Genomic DNA, 17,296 nt, shown 5'->3' on the forward strand with positions numbered 1-17,296 from the left:
GGCGACAAGCTCGGATACCCTCAGACCAAGCATGGCAAGCGATAAACCCAGCGCGTAGTTCCGAATTCCTTGCTTTTTTAGCTGCCGAAACAGGATGGACAGCTCTCGTTTAGTCAAATAATGCTGGGCGCTTGTAATTTGAACCTTTGGATTTTTAGTGTTTGCCGTAGGGTTGTCTTTCATCATTCCGATCTGGGGGTGACAGCACCATCGGAACAAAGAACGCAGCGCGGACAGGATGCCTGCGACCGTAGCGGGTTCGTAAGGCCGGCCTGTTTCCGCATTGATTTCCTTCATTAATCGCAGCTTGAAGGCTTCGATTTCCCTCCAGGTCACGTCGCGAAGCGGAGCGTACGAAGTATAGGCTCTGAACATCTCAATCGCTTTTTTATAGTTTCTATGAGTAAAACGCGAGCTGCTGCAAGTTTCTAAAAAAATGGCAATCAGTTGCTCATCGGTAAGCTCTTCGGCGTTTCTTCTCTTCGTTAAAAGCGATAAATGCGGATCTTGGCCCGGTATCGTAATCATGCTCGGGTTTCCACCAACTTCCATTTTTGCTTCGCACAACATGCATTGTACGAACTTATCATAACTCGTCGCTCGGCATTTTAGACAGACTCATTATTCCGTCTTTTAAGGCAGGTGGCGTTGCATGGATTTAGATGAAGAAGCTTTGATTGAATTGATTGAAACGACAAGAGACCGTCTGCTGGAGGCCTATCAGCTCCATCCTACTTTTCTGCATCCGCTAGTCATTCAATACAGCACGGAGTTGGACAGGCTGCTGGATCTGTACATGCATAAAACCCAGACTGCGCCGAGCCATACACCCAGAGGAGGTACGTAAATGCCGTTTGTTCATCGCCCTTTTCATTCTTACCTATGGGGGAGTCTCTTTCTATGCCTAGCCGTAATTACCCTGGGAGAATGGCTGATTCCTGCGCCTGGCTCCCAGATGGTCTGGCTGGTCTTCTTGATTCCGATCTTTATCTTTTCCTATGAATTCGGTTATAAGGGCGGGATATCCTTTACCTTCATCGGCCTCCTCTGCGAGGTGTTGATTACTTGGAATGATTTCACGGACGGAGATCTCCGTACGACCCAGCTGCTTCGAATTTTTGAAGCCATGATTGTCCTGCTGGCTTTTGCGGTCGCGATCAGCGCCCTTGCCCATCGCCTGCATAAAAAGCGCAAAAGACTGGAGCAGATGGCTTTCCGCGATCCTTTGACCAACCTTTACAACCGTACGGCCATCCAATTGGAGCTGGAACGTTTCGTCGACGAGAGCCGCACTCCTCAGCCGTCGATCTCCTGCGTATTCATCGATGTCGACGATTTCAGCTATATCAACGATACCTTCGGCCACGACGCTGGGGATGAATGCCTCAAGGAAATCGCCGAGAGGCTGCGCGAGGAGCTTCCGGAAAACTCGCAGCTGTGCGCCAGACTTGGCGGAGACGAATTCATCGTCGTCCTCCTCGATTCCAAAAAAAATCAAACGGAGAAATGGGCTCAGAATCTGATTTCCAAACTGTCCGGCTACCCCTATCTGCAGGCGTTGAACCTGACCTTCAGCGCCGGGATCGCCAGTTATCCCGATGACTGCCAATCCGTCACCGAGATTTTCCAGCATTCGGATGTCGCCATGTACCGAGCCAAACGCGAGGGCAAAAACCGTGTTCGAGCGTATATCAAGGAAAACAAGCTTGAGCTGCTCAGCGAAATGCGGCTGGAGCAGGAGCTCCGCGCCTCCTGGAGCAGGCGGGACTTCCAGCTTGTCTACCAGCCGCAAGCCGAGGTGGCCTCAGGAAAAATAATCGGCCTGGAAGCGCTGCTGCGCTGGGACCATCCGGAATACGGAAGCATACCGCCCGATACGTTCATCCCCATTCTCGAGCGTACGGATCTCATCGTGCCGATCGGCGAATGGGTGCTCCTCGAGGCATGCCGCATGGGCAGATTTTGGCAGAGAGCGGGCTTGCATGATTTGCGCATTGCCGTCAATATTTCCCCGGTCCAATTGAAGGAGCCTCTGTTTGCATCGGCCGTCAGCAATGCGCTGCGCCTTACGACCCTGTCCCCGCAGTCGCTGGAGCTCGAGATTACCGAGAGGATCGCCATGATCCACAGCGACACCTGCATCCAGAAACTCCGGGAGCTGAAGGACATGGGCATCCGGCTCGCGATGGACGACTTCGGCAGCGGGTACTCGTCCTTGAATTATTTGATCCGTTATCCCCTCGATAGGATCAAGCTGGACAAGGAATTCGTGCAAGCCCTGAACGATTCGGCCAATGACGCCGTATTGTTCGAATCTCTGATCGGTCTCTTGCATCGCTTGAACCTGAGCGTAGTGGCCGAGGGAGTCGAAACGCAGGAGCAGCTTGAATTCTGCAAGCTTCATGCATGCGATTTTGTCCAAGGATATTTGATCGGACGACCGATGAACGCAGAGCAGCTGGCGCATTATTTTCATGGAATGATCGAACAGCCGTCAAAAAGGGAAGGACATGAAAGGACTGAACATGAACATTCTGCCGGCAAGATCGAGACATCGACGCCGGTTCTACATAGAAGTGAAGTGACCTGCTAGGAGCTCCGAACTCTGCTGGCGAAGCTCGGCTCCAAATCCCGCGGCACAGCAGCCCCCTCCTGACTGACCCAGGCGAATACAGGCCGTCCAAGCCAAAAAAACCGCAAGGACGGACATCCAACATGTCCCATCCTTGCGGAATCCGGTCGCCATCAATCCTCATTGCGATTTTTCGGCCTCGCATTTCCTTGTCTACTCCTGCGGCTCTCTCTTTGCTGTATTCGATCCCTTACTTTTGCACGCTCAGACTTTCCAGCTTCTCGATCTGCTTCTCGTAGAGAGGGAGCAGCTTGGCGAGCGCTTCCTTGATCGCCGCGGCATCCCTGGATTCGGCGGCCTTGTCCAGCTCGATCCGGGCATTGAAGAACCCGGATTCGGCTGGAGCCGATGAAGTCACGCTGCTCACCATATCTTGTACCGGGGAGGTCTCTCCCGTCGAACCGGCGACATCTTTTTCGGCTTTGAGGGCCGGCACGGCGATGACGGCGCTTCTGCCCTCCTTGCCGCTAGGCTCGCCGGATTCCAGGTTTTCATGCTTGAAGGTCGCCGTGCCGGCCGGCGACAGGACCGCCGGCTTGGTCTGGATCGTGAAGGAGACGCCGTCCTTCGTCGTTTGGAATTCTCCGCCGCCTGCCGGAACGATGACCGCTGCCGCGCCGGCTTCACCGGACTTGAGCTCCCCGCCGGACTTCAGCGTCACGGAGCCGGCCTTGACGGCTGCGGCTCCGCTCTTGGCCAGCTTCTTCATCGCGGAATCGTACTTGTCCAGCGTCTCCTTCCAGGCATCCGCCGTTTCCGGGGCATACTGGCGGGCAAGCTCCAGCGGATCGGCCAGCTTGATCGCCTTCATGGTGGCGACGGCTTTGTCCGACGTGGATGCTGCGGTGCTTTCCGTTGCCGACAGGACGGCTGCCTTGCCGGCCGTTGCAGGCATGCTGCCAGCGCCTTCCTTTTCCAGAGAAGCGGCATACTGCTTGGTCAGCGTCGGGCTGATCGCGGCATTGGCCGCGACCGGGCTGGCCACGGCGGCTAGCAGGACGGCGGACAGGGCGACACGGCTGGCGATTTGGTTTGGTTTCATGATGGAACACTCCTTGGGATATGGGATGGCTGGTACGGTTCCCACTTTACGCCGAGGGTGTGGCAGCCGATTGGTGAATTTGTGGAAAAACGATGGCACGGGGCAATCCGCCGGAACGGGTTGTTATAATAGGGACAGAATTCCACCCGTTCAGGAGGGTTACCGTGCTGGATTATACCATTGCCGTCGTGGATGACGATCCCCATATACGCGAATTAGTCGAAGCTTATCTGCGCAAGGAAAATTACCGTACGATCGGGCTCGGCTCGGGCGAGGCCGCCTTGGAGCTGCTTGAAGGCGATCCCCCTCATATGTGGGTGCTCGATCTCATGCTGCCCGGCATGGACGGCTACGAGCTGTGCCGCCGCATCCGTGACACGGCCGAAGTGCCGATCATCATGATCTCCGCCAAGGACAGCGAGGTCGACAAAATTCTCGGACTCGAGCTCGGCAGCGACGATTACCTCGTCAAGCCGTTCAGCCCGCGCGAGCTCGTCGCCCGCGTCAAGCGCCAGCTGCAGCGGCTCCGCCGGCTGCAAGGCATGGAGGAAGCGCCGGCATCCGCCGTCCGCATCGATGCGGGGCCGCTGCTGCTCTTGCCCGAGGAAAGGAGGGTGTTCTGGCATAGCGAGGAGGTCGACCTGACCTCCAAGGAATATGCGCTGCTCCAGCTGTTCGCCGAGCGCCCGAACCGCGCTTACACGAGAGAAGAGCTGCTCGTGCAAGTATGGGGCGACGATTATTTCGGCAGCGACCGGGCGGTGGATCATCTGCTCAAGAGACTTCGCAAAAAGATTGCCGGACTGCCCGTCGAGGCGGTCTGGGGACATGGCTACCGGCTGCGCGCCGAGGAAGGGGGAGCCTGCCATGAAGCTGCTCCATCAAATTAACCTCGCTTTCGGAGCGGTGCTGATCGTCGTGCTCGGGACGGCCGCGCTCCTGATCCATTTCGTACTACTCGACCATTTCATCGGCTCGCAGCAACAAGAGCTGCGGACGATGGGGGCGAGCATCGCCTCTTCCCTGGAGGTCAAGCAAGCACAGGCTTCATTCAGCAGCGCCGGGATGGCCGCCGTCCCTACGACGGATGCGATGAAGCCCGATTTGACGATCGGGAGCATCGGGAAGAGCCCGCTGATCGACACCGCCAAGGACAGTTTCCGGAGCAGCGGGACGGGCACAAAAACCTATAAGCTGCAGTCTCGGGCAACGGTTCTGGCAGCGGCCGACGTGCAGGCGATCGTGACCGATCCAAGCGGCAACATCGTGACCGACAGCGTCGCCCTACCCTCCGGCGTGGCCGCCGTGCCGGCCGAGCTGCAGGGAGTCCGGCTCTCCTCGCAATCTGCGCAAGCCGTGCCAGCCGCTGCGACGCTGAAGGAGCTGTGGACAGGCGCGGACAGCCGCTACATGGTGCAGGTCAACGAGGTTCCGCAGGGCACGCTCACTCTGCTCGCGCCGATGAGCAAGGTGAAGGCGCTGGAGCAGGCTCTGTTCGGACGCCTGCTCTTTGTGCTCGCCGGCGGAGGCGTCCTCGTCCTGCTGCTCAGCCTGTTCATAACGAAAAAGCTCATTCGTCCCCTCATGGAGCTGCGGGAGGAGCTGAGGAAGGTCAAGCAGCGCCAGTTCGCCGAAGTCCGGCTGATCCGAGCCGGCGGAGAGATCGGCTCCGTCGCCCGCACCGTCCATGAGCTCGCCGGGGAACTGGACCGCTACAACCGCGTGCAGAAGCAATTTTTCCAGAACGCGTCCCATGAACTCAAGACTCCGCTCATGTCGATCGCCGGATATGCCGAGGGCATCCGCGACGGCGTGTTCGAAGGCGAGAGCTCCCGGCGCGGCCTCGACATCATTCTCAGCGAGAGCGGACGGCTCAAGAAGCTCGTCTCCGAGATGACGCTGCTCGCCAAGCTCGACAGCGAGGAGGATATATTCCGCTCCTCTCCGGTGCCTTTGCGGGAGCTGGTCGATGAGGCGAGGGAGCGGATGAACCCGATGCTGATGAAGAAAGGGCTCCAGCTTGTCGTGGAAGCCGAGCCGGATGCGGCCGGAGCGCTGACGGTCGAGGCGGACAAGGACAAGCTGCTGCAGGCGCTGCTCAATATCGTCGCCAATGCGGCTCGGCATGCTCGAAGCGTCATTACGATCCAGGTCAAGTCCCACTCCAAAGGCATCCAGCTCACGGTCGCGGACGACGGCACCGGCTTTCCCGAGTCGCTGCTTCCCCAGCTGTTCCACCGCTTCGTCAAAGGCAAGGACGGCGACACCGGCCTCGGCCTCGCCATCTCCCGCGCCATTGTGGAGCGCTGCGGCGGGTCCATCCGGGCTGGCAACCAGGCAAGCGGCGGAGCCGTCATCTCCATGGGCTTCCCAGCCTCCAGCTAGCCATGCCAAAGAGCAAGAGCCTCCTTCCCGCTCGGGAAGGAGGCTCTTGCTTTTCCGGCTTTAGGCCATGCAGACTTTAAGCCATGCAGCTTTAGGCCATGAGGCCTTTAACCTTCCGGACTTTATTTCATGCCCGAAATATTGTAATTCTCGATGATGTGCTTCTGGAAGAAGACGAAGATGATCATGATCGGAACGACCATGAATGCCGCTCCCGCCATCTGCAGAGCGAAGTTGGTGCCATGCTGGCCCTTCAGCAGCGACAGGCCGACCGAAAGAGTATATAACTTCTCGTCGTTGGCGATGATGAGCGGCCACAGGAAGCTGTTCCAGCCCCCGATGAACGTGAGGATCGCCTGCACGGCCAGAATCGGCTTGGACATCGGCAGGACGATCTGGGCGAACAGCCGGTATTCGCTCGCCCCGTCGAGGCGCGTCGCCTCCATGATCTCATCCGGCAGCGTCGACATGAACTGGCGGAACAGGAAGATGCCGAAGGCGCTCGTGAAGCCCGGCAGCACGATGCCAAGCATCGTGTTGGTGAGGCTCACGCTGTTCAGGATCAGGTAGACCGGAATCATCGTCACCTGGCCCGGAATCATCATCGTGGCGAGCACGAGCAGGAACATTTTCTCCCGGCCCTTGAAGCTGTACTTGGCGAAGCCGAAGCCGGCCATCGCGTTCAGCAGCAGCCCGACGAAGGAGAACAGCGTGATGAGCAGCGTATTGGTCAGGTAGGTGCCGAAGTCCATCTCGGTGAACAGCTTGCCGAAGTTCTCGAACGTGAAGGATTCCGGCCACAGAGTCGGCGGGATGCGCTTGATTTCCCCTTCCGTCTTGAAGGAGGAGAGCAGCATCCAGATGAACGGCAAAATCATCGCGACGCCGAATACGGTCAGCACGATGCCGGCGGCCCACTGCTGCAGCTTATCCCGCGAGCGGCCGGTCGGGGCTGCCGATTGCGCTTGTTTTGGTGTCAAGGACATGACGGTAAGCCTCCTATTCCTCGGCTTGCTTCCGCTGGAGTCTCAGCTGGAGCAGGGTGACGGCAATAATGATGAAGAAGAGCACGAACGATCCGGCGGCGGCATAGCCGAAGTTGCTGAACTGGAAGCCGTTCTGGTAAATGAACAGAGACGCGGATACGGTGCCGTTGAGCGGCCCGCCCTGGGTCATGACGAAAGGCTCTTCGAAAAACTGCAGCCAGCCGATCATCGTCGTCACGCTGACGAAGAAGATGGCGAAGCGCATCATCGGAATCGTGATCCGGGTCAGCTGCTGCCAGTTGCTGGCGCCGTCCAGCTGCGCCGCCTCGTAGTACGAGCGGTCGATACCCTGCAGCGCCGCGATGAAGATGATCATGTTGAGGCCGATGCTGCGCCACAGCGCCAGCAGGATGAGCGACAGCTTGGCGATCGTCGGATCGGTCAGCCAAGCCACCTTGTCGAATCCGAGCGACGTCAGGACGTAATTGAAGAGGCCGATGCCCGGATTGTACAGATAGCTCCAGACGACGGCCACGGCCACGACGTTCGTCACGGACGGCAGGTAATAGACGACCCGGAATACCTTGAACGCGCGCGAGCGCCCGAAGTTGATCAGCAGGGCGGCTCCGAGCGAGCAGGCAATGACGAGCGGCACGCCGATGACGACGTAGAACAGCGTGTTGCGCAGCGCCAGCAGGAAGACGGGATCGCCCAGCACATCGGCGTAATTCTGCAGGCCGACGAACTTGATGCTGGAGTAGTTGGCCAGCCCCGCCAAGTCCATGTCGGTCAAGCTGATGTAGACCGCGACAAGAATGGGCAGCAGGGAGAACACGGCTAGCAGGATGAGGGTCGGTCCGATGAAGACGTACGGCGCAGCCCTTGAAGGTCCTTTCATCCATCTCACTTCCTTTACGGGTCTGACGGAGGGCAGAGTGCAGATCAGCCGGCTGCCGGAGATTCCGGCAGCCGGCCCCTGGCCGTCAGCGATTTATTTGTCCAGCAGCTGCTGGGATTGCGCGTTGAAGTCTTTGAGCTGGGCATCGATATTTCCGTTCGCGCGGTAGATCTGCTCGAAGGTTTTCACGAAGTTCTGGGAGATGTTGTCCCAGGCTTTGACCAGCGGCATCGGCTCGGCGTTTTTGAGCTGCTCGCCGACAACGCTCATATTGGCATCCCCGCTCAGCTGCGGATCCTCCCATGCCTTCATGTTGGCCGGCAGCTCGCCGGTCTGCTTCATCCATTCCAGCTGGTTTTCCGGCTTGCTCAGGAAGGAGATGAACTTCATCGCTTCCGCCTTGTGGTCGGTGAAGTTGAAGACGGTCAGGTTGGAGCCGCCGAGCGAGCTCATGTTGTTCTCCTTGGAAGGAAGAACGGCCGTCGCCCATTTGCCGTCGATCTCCGGAATCTGGTCCTTGATCGTCTTGATCATCCAAGGTCCGCTGATGAACATCGGCACCATGCCGTCGCCGCCGAACGTCTGGGACGTATCGAGGCCGAGATCGATCGGCGCGTATCCGTTCTTGAAGAAGCTGTCCAGATAAGCGACCGTGTCGCGGTATTGCGGCTGGTCGAATTGCGCTTTGTTGTCCTCGATCAGCTTGGCGCCGTTCTGGCGGGCGAACATGAAGCTGAGCGTCGGCTCCTTCGGATCGAGTCCGATGCCGTACTTGTCCTTGCCTCGCTCGGTCAGCTTCTTGGAGGCGTCAAGCAGCTCATCCCAGGTTTTCGGAGCCTGATCGTAGCCGACGGATTTCAGCACGTCGGTACGGTAGAACAGAACTCTCGTTTCAGCCAGCCAGGGCACGCCGACGGTTTTGCCGTCGAACTGGGTGGAGGTGACGGTGCCCTTGAAGAAATGGTCCGCTGCAAGCTCGGGGTAGCTGCCGAGGTCGGCCGTCAGATCGGCCAGCGCTCCAGCCGCGGCGAACTCCGGCATCCAGGTCGTGCCCATCTGCAGCACGTCGGGACCTTTCTTCGAAGCGACCGCAGTCAGCAGCTTGTCGTGGGCGCTCCCCCAAGGAATTGCCTGAACCTTGACCGTAACGTTCGGATTCTCTTTGGCGTAGGCGGCTGCCATCTGCTCCATCGGCTTGCTGCTGTCTCCCATCGCCCAGACGGAGAGAGTGACCTTGCCTCCGTCAGCGGAGTCGCTGCCGCCCGAAGAGCATCCCGCCAAAGCGGTTCCTGCGAGCATGACGGCCGCGATGGCGGCGCTTGCAGTTTTCGTTTTCATTTGTATTTCCTCCCCTGGTTAAGTTGCCCTTTGCTCGATTGAAACGTTTCGAATTGAATTATAGATCAACTTGAAATCGCATTCAAGGCTTTTTTGTTGAAGATTTTTCCCTTCATATATAGCCGAATGTGGCACTTCCTCCTCTTAGAATCCGCTTACATCGATTTCAAATAAAGGTTTGACTTCATTTCCCACCTTTGTTTATACTCGGATTACGTGTTGTCGAAACGTTTTTATTATCTTTTTTCCAGATATGCAGGCGTTTCTTGTCTATCGAAAGGAGGAAACACCCTATGCCTACCCCGCAAACAAACGTTCAGCCAGCCTTGTGGAGACTGGAATCCGGGTCTTTATCCTTCTCCTTCCATCCTTCCGGCGACCTGTACGAGGCGCTTGGCGGCGGAATGATGCTCAACCAGCTCTTGTCCAGCCCCCTGGACGGATCGCTCAACAATCTGTTCCTGCGGATCCGCCGTCCGGGCGGCTTCTCCATCCATCCTCTGCTGGGCGTCTCCTCGGCGAGCGCCGTCAGCCGCCAAGGCCAGCGAATCACCTGGAGCGGCACCGCGGAAGAAGTCGCGTACGAAGTCTCCTTCCTGATGTCCTCCAGCGACAGCTGGTTCTGGGAGGTCAAGCTCGACTCCGCCGGCGTTTCCCTGCAGACCGATGTCATTTACGGCCAGGATATCGGCCTCGCCGCTCCGGCGGCAGTCCGCAGCAATGAAGCCTACTGCTCGCAGTACATCGACCATTCGGCCTACCGCGACGAGCGTTACGGCTGGAGGGTCTGCTCCCGTCAGAATCAGCCGCAAGGCGGATTGTTCCCTTACGTGCAGCAGGGCTGCCTCACGGGAGCCGAATCGTACTCGACCGACGGCTTCCAATTTTTCGGCCTCTCCTTCAAGGACAGCCACCGGCCCGAGGCGCTGAGCCTGGAGCGGCTGCCCTCCGAGGTCTACCAATACGAATTCGCCTACACCGCATTGCAGTCGAAGACGCTCGATCCGGCGAATGGCGCCGAGGCCGTCTTCTACGGGCTGTTCCTGGAGCATCATCCGGAAGCCGTCACGGAAGCGGCCTATTCCGATCGGCTGGAGGAAGCATGGCGGGAGGCCAGCCGCCTGCCCGCGGCAGACGGCCCTGCCGTGCCGGTGCCGCTCCGCTCCGCCGACCTCGGCGATCCGCTTCCCTCCCGGCCGCTGGCGCCAGCCGAGCTGGCGCAGCGGTACCCGGTCCGGCTGGAGGAGGAATACTCACGTGGCGAGCTGCTGTCCTTCTTCACCCCGGATTACGAGCATGTCGTGCTGAAGGCCAAGGAGCTCTCCATGGAGCGGCCGCATGGCCATATCCTGATGAGCGGAGCTCCGGACCGGGCAGCAGCCGAGATGCTCACCTCGACCGCTTACATGTACGGAGTGTTCCACTCCCAGCTGGTCGTCGGGAACACTTCCTTCAACAAGCTGATTGGCCATGCCCGCAGCGCTCTCAACGCCGCTCATGCTTCCGGCTTGCGCCTGTACGCCGAGGTCGACGGACAATACCGCCTGCTTGCCATGCCTAGCCTGTTCGAGATCGGCTTCAACTATGCCCGCTGGCTCTATGTTCTCGATGACGACACGCTGGAAATCACGAGCTTCACAAGCTCTTCCGCGCCGGATGCCGTGCTGGAGATCAAATCCGCCAGCCATCTGCCCCGCCGTTATCTGGTCACGGCGCAGATCACGATGAGCGACCGCGACTACGAGCTTCCGTACGAGCTCCGGCAGCAGGACGGCAGCCTCATCGTCTCCGCTTCCGAGGGATCGCCGATCCGGGAAGCTTACCCGGAGCTCTCCTACCGCATCAACGCACAGGGCACCGAAATGGTCCTCAAGGATGAGCGGAGGCTCATGCCCGGCCTCGCTCCGAGCGCTGCCCCTCTGCTCGTGCTGGAGACGTCCCCTTCGGCAGCCTGGAGCCTCCGCATCGGAGGCCGGCTGGACGGCTGGAGAGGCTCCGAGCCGGACCCTGCCGAGCCTCTGGTCTTCGAATCCGAAAAAAACGGCTACCGCGCCGGCATGGCGAAGCTTATGAACCACTTCCGGCTGGAGCATCCGCAGGACGTCGCCTCCGTGCGGCGCCTCGACATGCTGGCCTGGTGGTACACGCACAACATGCGGGTTCATTTCGCCGTTCCGCACGGGCTGGAGCAATATGGAGGCGCCGCCTGGGGAACGCGGGACGTCTGCCAGGGACCGGCGGAATACTTCCTGGCGGTGCAGCATTACGAGGCCGTGAAGGATATTATCCGAACCGTCTACGCCCATCAGTACGAGGCAAGCGGAGGCTGGCCGCAATGGTTCATGTTCGACCGCTATTACCGCGTCCAGCAGGAGGAAAGCCACGGCGACATCATCGTCTGGCCGCTGAAGCTGATCGGCGACTATATGGCCGCGACCGGAGACCTCTCTATTTTGGATACCGAGCTTCCCTATACCGATGAGGACACGTTCGAGCCTACGAGGCAAAAGCATTCCCTGTACGATCACGTCCTCAAGCAGATGGACTACATCCGCTCCCGCTTCCTGCACGGCACGTCGCTCTCCTCCTACGGAGACGGCGACTGGGACGATACGCTGCAGCCGGCGAGCGCGGAGCTGCGCGCCTATATGGTCAGCAGCTGGACCGTCGCGCTGACCTATCAGGCCGTCCGGCAGCTCGGGGGCTTGCTGGCCGCGGCTGACGGCGGAGCACGCTCCTCACAGCATGCCGCCTTCGGGGCGGAACTGCTGAAGCTGGCGGGGGCCATCCGCGAGGACTTCCACCGGTACATGAATCCGGACGAGGTCATCCCCGGATTCCTCTACATGGAGGACGCCAGGCATCCCGACAAGTGGCTGCACCCGACGGATGAGCGCACCGGCATCCAGTACCGCCTCCTGCCGATGACGCGCAGCATGATTGCCGGCCTGATCACCCCGGAGCAGGCGGAAGCGCATTACGCGCTGATCAAGCGGGAGCTGAGCTTCCCCGACGGCGTGCGCCTGATGAACCGGCCCGCCGCTTATGAGGGCGGGGTAAGCACCCGCTTCAAGCGGGCGGAGCAGGCGGCCAACTTCGGCCGCGAGATCGGCCTTCAGTACGTCCACGCCCATATCCGCTTCATCGAGGCGATGGCCAAGCTGGGCAAGCCTGACGAAGCCTGGCAGGCGCTGCAGGTCGTCAACCCGATCGGAATCGCCCATTCGGTTCCAAATGCGGAGCTTCGTCAGAGCAACGCCTACTTCAGCAGCTCGGACGGACGCTTCGCGACCCGGTACGAGGCCGCCGCACGCTTCGAGGAGCTGCGGCAGGGAACCGCCGCCGTCAAGGGCGGCTGGCGCATCTACTCCAGCGGGCCGGGAATCTATATGAACCAGCTCATCTCGAATGTGCTCGGCATCCGCGTGGCGGCAGACGTCCTGCAGCTGGATCCCGTTCTTCCTGCCGAGCTGGACGGCATGAGCTTCCGCTTTGCGGTCGCAGGCCGCTCCGTGCGAATTCTCTACTCTCTTTCCCGCAGCGGCGGAGAAATCCGGCGCGTCGCCGTCAATGGCGAGGAAGCGCCATTCGGCCGTATTGCAGGGTCCTACCGCAGCACCGGGGCGGAGCTGCCGCTTACGGAGCTGGAGCGGCTGTGGCTGTCCGACGCCGAGGCCGTGAACGAGATTGTCATCGAAGCCTGAGGCGTGCCGATAGTGAACGCTTACGAATAGGAAAGTTGTGGTATAGTTGAAAAAAAAACCTTCTCCAGGAGGAATCTCGGTGGTCAGCATCAAGGATATCGCCAAGCAGGCCGGAGTGTCGATTTCGACGGTCTCTTATGCGCTGAACGGCAGTCCGAAGGTCACATCCGAAACCAGCGCCAAGATTCTGGCCATCGCCAAGGAGCTGAACTATATTCCCAATGCGGCGGCCCGCCAGCTCAAGAAGCAGGAATCCCGGATCATCGGGGCGTTCCTGACCGACTTCACGGGCGCATTCTACGGCGATCTGCTGCAAGGAATGAAGGAAGTGCTCAACCGCAAGGGCTATGACCTGATCGTCTGCAGCGGCATGCAGTCGCATCGCCTGCTGCCGGAGCGGATGATCGACGGAGCCATCATTCTCGACTCCACCTTCTCGGACGAGGAGCTGCTCGATTATGCCGACCGCGGGCACAAGCTGGTCGTGCTCGACCGGGAGCTCAATCATCCCGCCGTGAACCAGGTGCTGCTCGACAACAAGGCCGGCGCGAATCTCGCCATGGACTATCTCATCGGCACGGGGCACCGCAAGCTGTACGTCGTGTCGGGGCCGGCCGACACCTTCGACTCGCGCCAGAGGATGATCGCCGTCCGGCAGACGCTCGACCGCCATCCGGAGCTGGAAGCCGTCATCATCGAAGGCGACTTCAACAAAGGCTCCGGCGAGGAAGCCGGACGCATCATTCTGGAGCGGAACGAAGGCCCGGCGGGCGTGTTCTGCCTCAACGACGAAATGGCCATCGGCCTGTACAACTACGCTGCCAGCAAGGGCGTCCGGATCGGCGAGGAAATCTCGCTCGTCGGCTTCGACAACATCGACCTGACCCAGTATCTCGAGCCGCGCCTCGCCACCATCGACTACTCCAAGTACCGCTGGGGAGCGATGGCTTCGGAGCAGCTGCTCCGAATCATAGGCGGCGAAGAAGTCGAGCATGAGCGGATCTACGTTTCTCTGATCGAGGCCGATTCCGTGCAGCGCCGTTCGGCCGACTGACCGGCATGGCGGCGCTCGGCGCTCGGCATGACGGCGCTCGGCATGACGGCGCTCGGTGCGCGGCGCACAGGTCGCCGTTCTGATTGACATCGGTAGAATCGCCGGTTTCCTTACCGCGGTTGCCGGGCAGCAAGCGCGCTCGGCTCCGTTCAGGAGAAAAACAGCAAAGGGCAGCATCCCGTTCGGCTCCGGCCGGAGGGATGCTGCCCTTTTTTTCACTGCCAAATGTTAATTTAAGGATACGGAACCGGAATATTGCTCATCCTACCTGTACCAATCCATATAGGAAATCAGGTGACGGGATGACGAATCAGACGCTTGCAGGGACCTCCGGTGCGCTCAGCTCCGCCCTGAATATCAACGCCGGAATCATCCATGCCGCATTCGGCAGCAGCCCCGACCTGATCCATCGGGACTTCCAGGCCAGCCTAAGCAACGGCACTTCCGTTGAAGGCGCCGTCTGGTACATCGAGGGGATGTCCAATTCCACCTTCATGATGCAGTCGCTGTTCTCGCGCGGCGGCAGCCATTCCGACTGCTCGACCGTAGAGGAATGGATCCTTTATTACAAAACCCGGGTCATCACGGAAGGCTCCGTCAAAATGCTCCATACGTTCGACGAGCTGTACGACAAGCTCCTGGACGGCCACAGCATCCTCATGCTGGAGGGCTCCTCCTCCGCCCTGTCGGTTGCGACGAAGGAAGTGAAGGCCCGCTCCGTCGAGGAGCCGAACGTTCAGTCCGTCGTACGCGGCCCGCGCGAGGGCTTCACGGAGGTGCTCGGCTGGAATACGGCGATGCTGAGGCGGAAAATCGCCAATCCGACCCTGTGGTTCGAATCGACGACGCTCGGCACCGTCACCAAGACGACGGTGGCTGTCGCTTACGTGAAAGACCTTGTCGCTCCCGCCGTTCTGGACCAGGTCAGGGAAAGGCTTGCTCAGATCGACATCGACGGCGTTCTGGAAAGCAACTACATCGAGGAATACATCCAGGATAAAACCTTCACTCCGTTCCCTACCGTCTTCAATACGGAGAGGCCCGATGTGGTCGCCGCCGCGCTGCTGGAAGGCCGGGTGGCGATCATGGTGGACGGCACCCCCTTCGTGCTGCTCGTCCCGGCTCTCTTCACCCAGTTTTTTCAGTCCAGCGAGGATTACTATCAGCGGGCGGATTTCAGCACGCTGATCCGCCTGCTCCGGTTCGCGGCTTTTTTCCTGGCGACGCTGACTCCATCGTTCTACATCGCGATCTCGACGTTCCATCAGGAAATGCTGCCGACGACGCTGCTGTACAACCTGGCCAGCCAAAGGGAAGGGGTGCCCTTCCCGGCGTTCATCGAAGCGCTCATCATGGAAGTGACCTTCGAGATTCTGCGGGAAGCGAGCGTGCGCATGCCCAAGACGATCGGACAGTCGATCTCCATCGTCGGCACGCTCGTCGTCGGCCAGGCCGCCGTCGATGCCGGACTTGTCAGCGCGGCGATGGTCATCGTCGTGTCGATCACCGCGATCGCCAACTTTGTCCTGCCCGCCTTCAACATGGGCATCGCCGCCCGCATCATCCGCTTCGGGCTGATGCTGCTGGCCGCATCGTTCGGACTGTACGGCGTCTTCCTCGGCATTATCGCCATCGTGCTGCATCTATGCAGCCTCCGCTCCTTCGGAGTGCCCTACATGTCCCCGATGGCTCCTTTCATCATGGGCGATCAAAAGGACACGCTGTTCCGGATTGCGATTCCGCGGATGAAAAACAGGCCCCGCAGCCTCCACCCGAAAAAGCTGAGGAGGCAGAAATGATGCGGAAGCCGCGTATCTCCAGGCTTGCGCCTGCCTTGCTCTGCCTGCTGCTTCTCCTGCCTCTCGCCGGCTGCTGGAGCCGCCATGAGCTCAACGATATCAGCATCGTCGTCGGCATGGGCATCGACAAGAAGAACGGCCGCTACCAGGTATCGGCCCAAATCGTGAATCCGGGGCAGGTGACCCAGAAAAAAAACGGCGGCGGAAGCTTCAGCCCCGTCGTCACCTATCAGGCCAGCGGGCTCACCATTCCGGACGCTCTGGCGCGGATGACGGTCAAGGCGGCGAGAGATCTGTACCTTTCCCATCTGCGGATTCTCATCCTCGGGGAGGAAATCGCCCGCGGCGGCATCAGCAAGCCGCTCGACTTCATTTCCCGCAACCGGGAGCTGCGGACCGACTTCTTTCTCATCGTGGCCAAAAACGCCTCGGCGTCGGAAATTCTGGACATGTACAGCCCGATCGATCCGATTCCATCGAACAGCTTGTTTACGAAGCTGGAAACGTCCGACAATACCTGGTCGGCTACGGGAAAGGTCACGCTGGACCGGTTGATCCAGGATTTGTCCAAGGAAGGCAAAGGTCCGGCCCTGACGACGATCGAGCTCATCGGCAAGCCTCAAGCCGGAGAAAAAATTTCGAGCGCTCAGAATATAAATCCGGCTGTCGTGCTGAAATACGACGGCATGGCCGCCTTCAAATACGATCGGATGGCCGGATGGATGGACGAGAACGATGCCCGCGTGCTCAACTTCATCCAGAATTCCACGTACATGACCACTCTGACCGCCCCTTGCCCGGGAAGCAAAGGACTCGTCTCCTATCAGGTGCTGCGCTCCAAAGCAAAGATCCGCTCCCTTGCCCCGGACGAGTTCGAGGTCGTGCTGCACACGCAGCAGGACATCGCGGACATCGGCTGTAGGCTGGACATAACCGACCCTTCCACCTTGTCCGCGCTGACCAAAGCGGCCGACGAGAAGCTGGAGGCCATGATGAATAAAACGATCCGCAAGCTGCAGAAGCAGCTGAAGGTCGACGTGTTCGGCTTCGGGGACGCTCTACACCGGCAAAATCCGAAGGAATGGCACAAAATCAAGGACTGGAATCGGGAGTTCGAGACGGCGAAGGTGAAAGTAAAGTCCGTCAGCACGATCCGCCGGATCGGCACGACGATCAAGTCCATGGAGGACGAAATCAAGAAGTAGGAGGATGGAGAAATGTGGCTGTGGATTGGAGTTGCAGGAGCGTGGCTGCTGACGGGGCTGCTAGATCTTCCCGCCTTGTGGAAAAAAGGGAAGAAGAAGGAAGCCGCAGGAGTTGCGGCCGTATTGGCCGCGGCTACGGCGGGCAGCCTGGCATGCATTCTCATGCCCGTCCCGCCCAATCCGCTGGCCGGAATCGCAGCGGTCATATCCGGCTATTCCAAAGCCTTTTACTCCCTGTTCACCTGAGAGGAAT

At 59.6% G+C, this 17,296-nt stretch carries 14 protein-coding genes; 9 read left to right on the plus strand and 5 right to left on the minus strand.

Annotation, left to right across the window (positions count from 1 at the left end; translation table 11 throughout):
- Positions 1-528 (minus strand): tyrosine-type recombinase/integrase (locus VE23_RS10080; RefSeq protein WP_198156153.1); only part of this gene is annotated, 528 nt, incomplete at its 3' end.
- A 124-nt stretch (positions 529-652) separates the two neighbouring features.
- On the opposite strand from VE23_RS10080, the gene VE23_RS10085 reads away from it, so the two are divergent.
- Together VE23_RS10085 and VE23_RS10090 are read left to right on the plus strand one after the other, a co-directional pair.
- Positions 653-847, plus strand: a complete 195-nt coding sequence (locus tag VE23_RS10085; RefSeq protein ID WP_021881017.1) for an aspartyl-phosphate phosphatase Spo0E family protein — start codon at positions 653-655, stop codon at positions 845-847.
- Entirely contained in the window at positions 848-2,593 is a 1,746-nt protein-coding gene (locus tag VE23_RS10090; RefSeq protein ID WP_021881016.1) for a putative bifunctional diguanylate cyclase/phosphodiesterase, read from the plus strand.
- A gap of 229 nt (positions 2,594-2,822) precedes the next feature.
- On the opposite strand, the gene VE23_RS10095 is transcribed toward VE23_RS10090, so the two are convergent.
- Positions 2,823-3,674 carry a hypothetical protein gene (locus tag VE23_RS10095; RefSeq protein ID WP_049867916.1) on the minus strand — a complete coding sequence of 284 codons (852 nt, stop codon included), beginning with the start codon at positions 3,672-3,674 and terminating at the stop codon, positions 2,823-2,825.
- Between the two features lie 167 nt (positions 3,675-3,841).
- Here VE23_RS10095 and VE23_RS10100 point away from each other — a divergent pair, with 167 nt between their 5' ends.
- Positions 3,842-4,564, plus strand: a complete 723-nt coding sequence (locus VE23_RS10100) for a response regulator transcription factor (protein WP_049869688.1) — start codon at positions 3,842-3,844, stop codon at positions 4,562-4,564.
- Entirely contained in the window at positions 4,542-6,059 is a 1,518-nt protein-coding gene (locus VE23_RS10105; protein ID WP_048749896.1) for a sensor histidine kinase, read from the plus strand. Before VE23_RS10100 ends, VE23_RS10105 begins: the two co-directional genes overlap by 23 nt.
- A gap of 122 nt (positions 6,060-6,181) precedes the next feature.
- On the opposite strand, the gene VE23_RS10110 is transcribed toward VE23_RS10105, so the two are convergent.
- The 3 genes from VE23_RS10110 to VE23_RS10120 all read right to left on the minus strand — a co-directional run bounded on the left by VE23_RS10110 (position 6,182) and on the right by VE23_RS10120 (position 9,281).
- A complete protein-coding gene (locus tag VE23_RS10110) occupies positions 6,182-7,045 on the minus strand; it encodes a carbohydrate ABC transporter permease (RefSeq protein ID WP_021881013.1) in 864 nt (287 codons plus the stop codon).
- Positions 7,046-7,058: 13 nt separating this feature from the next.
- Entirely contained in the window at positions 7,059-7,943 is an 885-nt protein-coding gene (locus VE23_RS10115; RefSeq protein ID WP_048749898.1) for a carbohydrate ABC transporter permease, read from the minus strand.
- Positions 7,944-8,036: 93 nt separating this feature from the next.
- The gene (locus VE23_RS10120) at positions 8,037-9,281 is read right to left on the minus strand and encodes a sugar ABC transporter substrate-binding protein (protein ID WP_048749899.1); all 1,245 of its coding nucleotides are present in this window, start codon (positions 9,279-9,281) and stop codon (positions 8,037-8,039) included.
- A 293-nt stretch (positions 9,282-9,574) separates the two neighbouring features.
- Between VE23_RS10120 and VE23_RS10125 the strand changes: the two genes are divergently transcribed.
- The 5 genes from VE23_RS10125 (at position 9,575) to VE23_RS10145 (ending at position 17,289) form a co-directional block, all read left to right on the plus strand.
- Positions 9,575-12,985, plus strand: a complete 3,411-nt coding sequence (locus VE23_RS10125) for a GH36-type glycosyl hydrolase domain-containing protein (RefSeq protein WP_049867917.1) — start codon at positions 9,575-9,577, stop codon at positions 12,983-12,985.
- 79 nt (positions 12,986-13,064) lie between these two features.
- Complete coding sequence (locus VE23_RS10130) at positions 13,065-14,039, plus strand: LacI family DNA-binding transcriptional regulator (protein WP_048747504.1); 975 nt, start codon at positions 13,065-13,067, stop codon at positions 14,037-14,039.
- Between the two features lie 302 nt (positions 14,040-14,341).
- Positions 14,342-15,838 carry a spore germination protein gene (locus VE23_RS10135; protein WP_048747506.1) on the plus strand — a complete coding sequence of 499 codons (1,497 nt, stop codon included), beginning with the start codon at positions 14,342-14,344 and terminating at the stop codon, positions 15,836-15,838.
- Complete coding sequence (locus VE23_RS10140) at positions 15,835-17,043, plus strand: Ger(x)C family spore germination protein (protein ID WP_021880079.1); 1,209 nt, start codon at positions 15,835-15,837, stop codon at positions 17,041-17,043. Before VE23_RS10135 ends, VE23_RS10140 begins: the two co-directional genes overlap by 4 nt.
- Positions 17,044-17,055: 12 nt before the next feature.
- Entirely contained in the window at positions 17,056-17,289 is a 234-nt protein-coding gene (locus tag VE23_RS10145) for a hypothetical protein (protein ID WP_049867919.1), read from the plus strand.
- The last annotated feature ends 7 nt before the right edge of the window (positions 17,290-17,296 follow it).

The organism is Paenibacillus sp. D9 (assembly GCF_001188365.1).
Taxonomy (GTDB): Bacteria; Bacillota; Bacilli; order Paenibacillales; family Paenibacillaceae; genus Paenibacillus_O; species Paenibacillus_O humicus.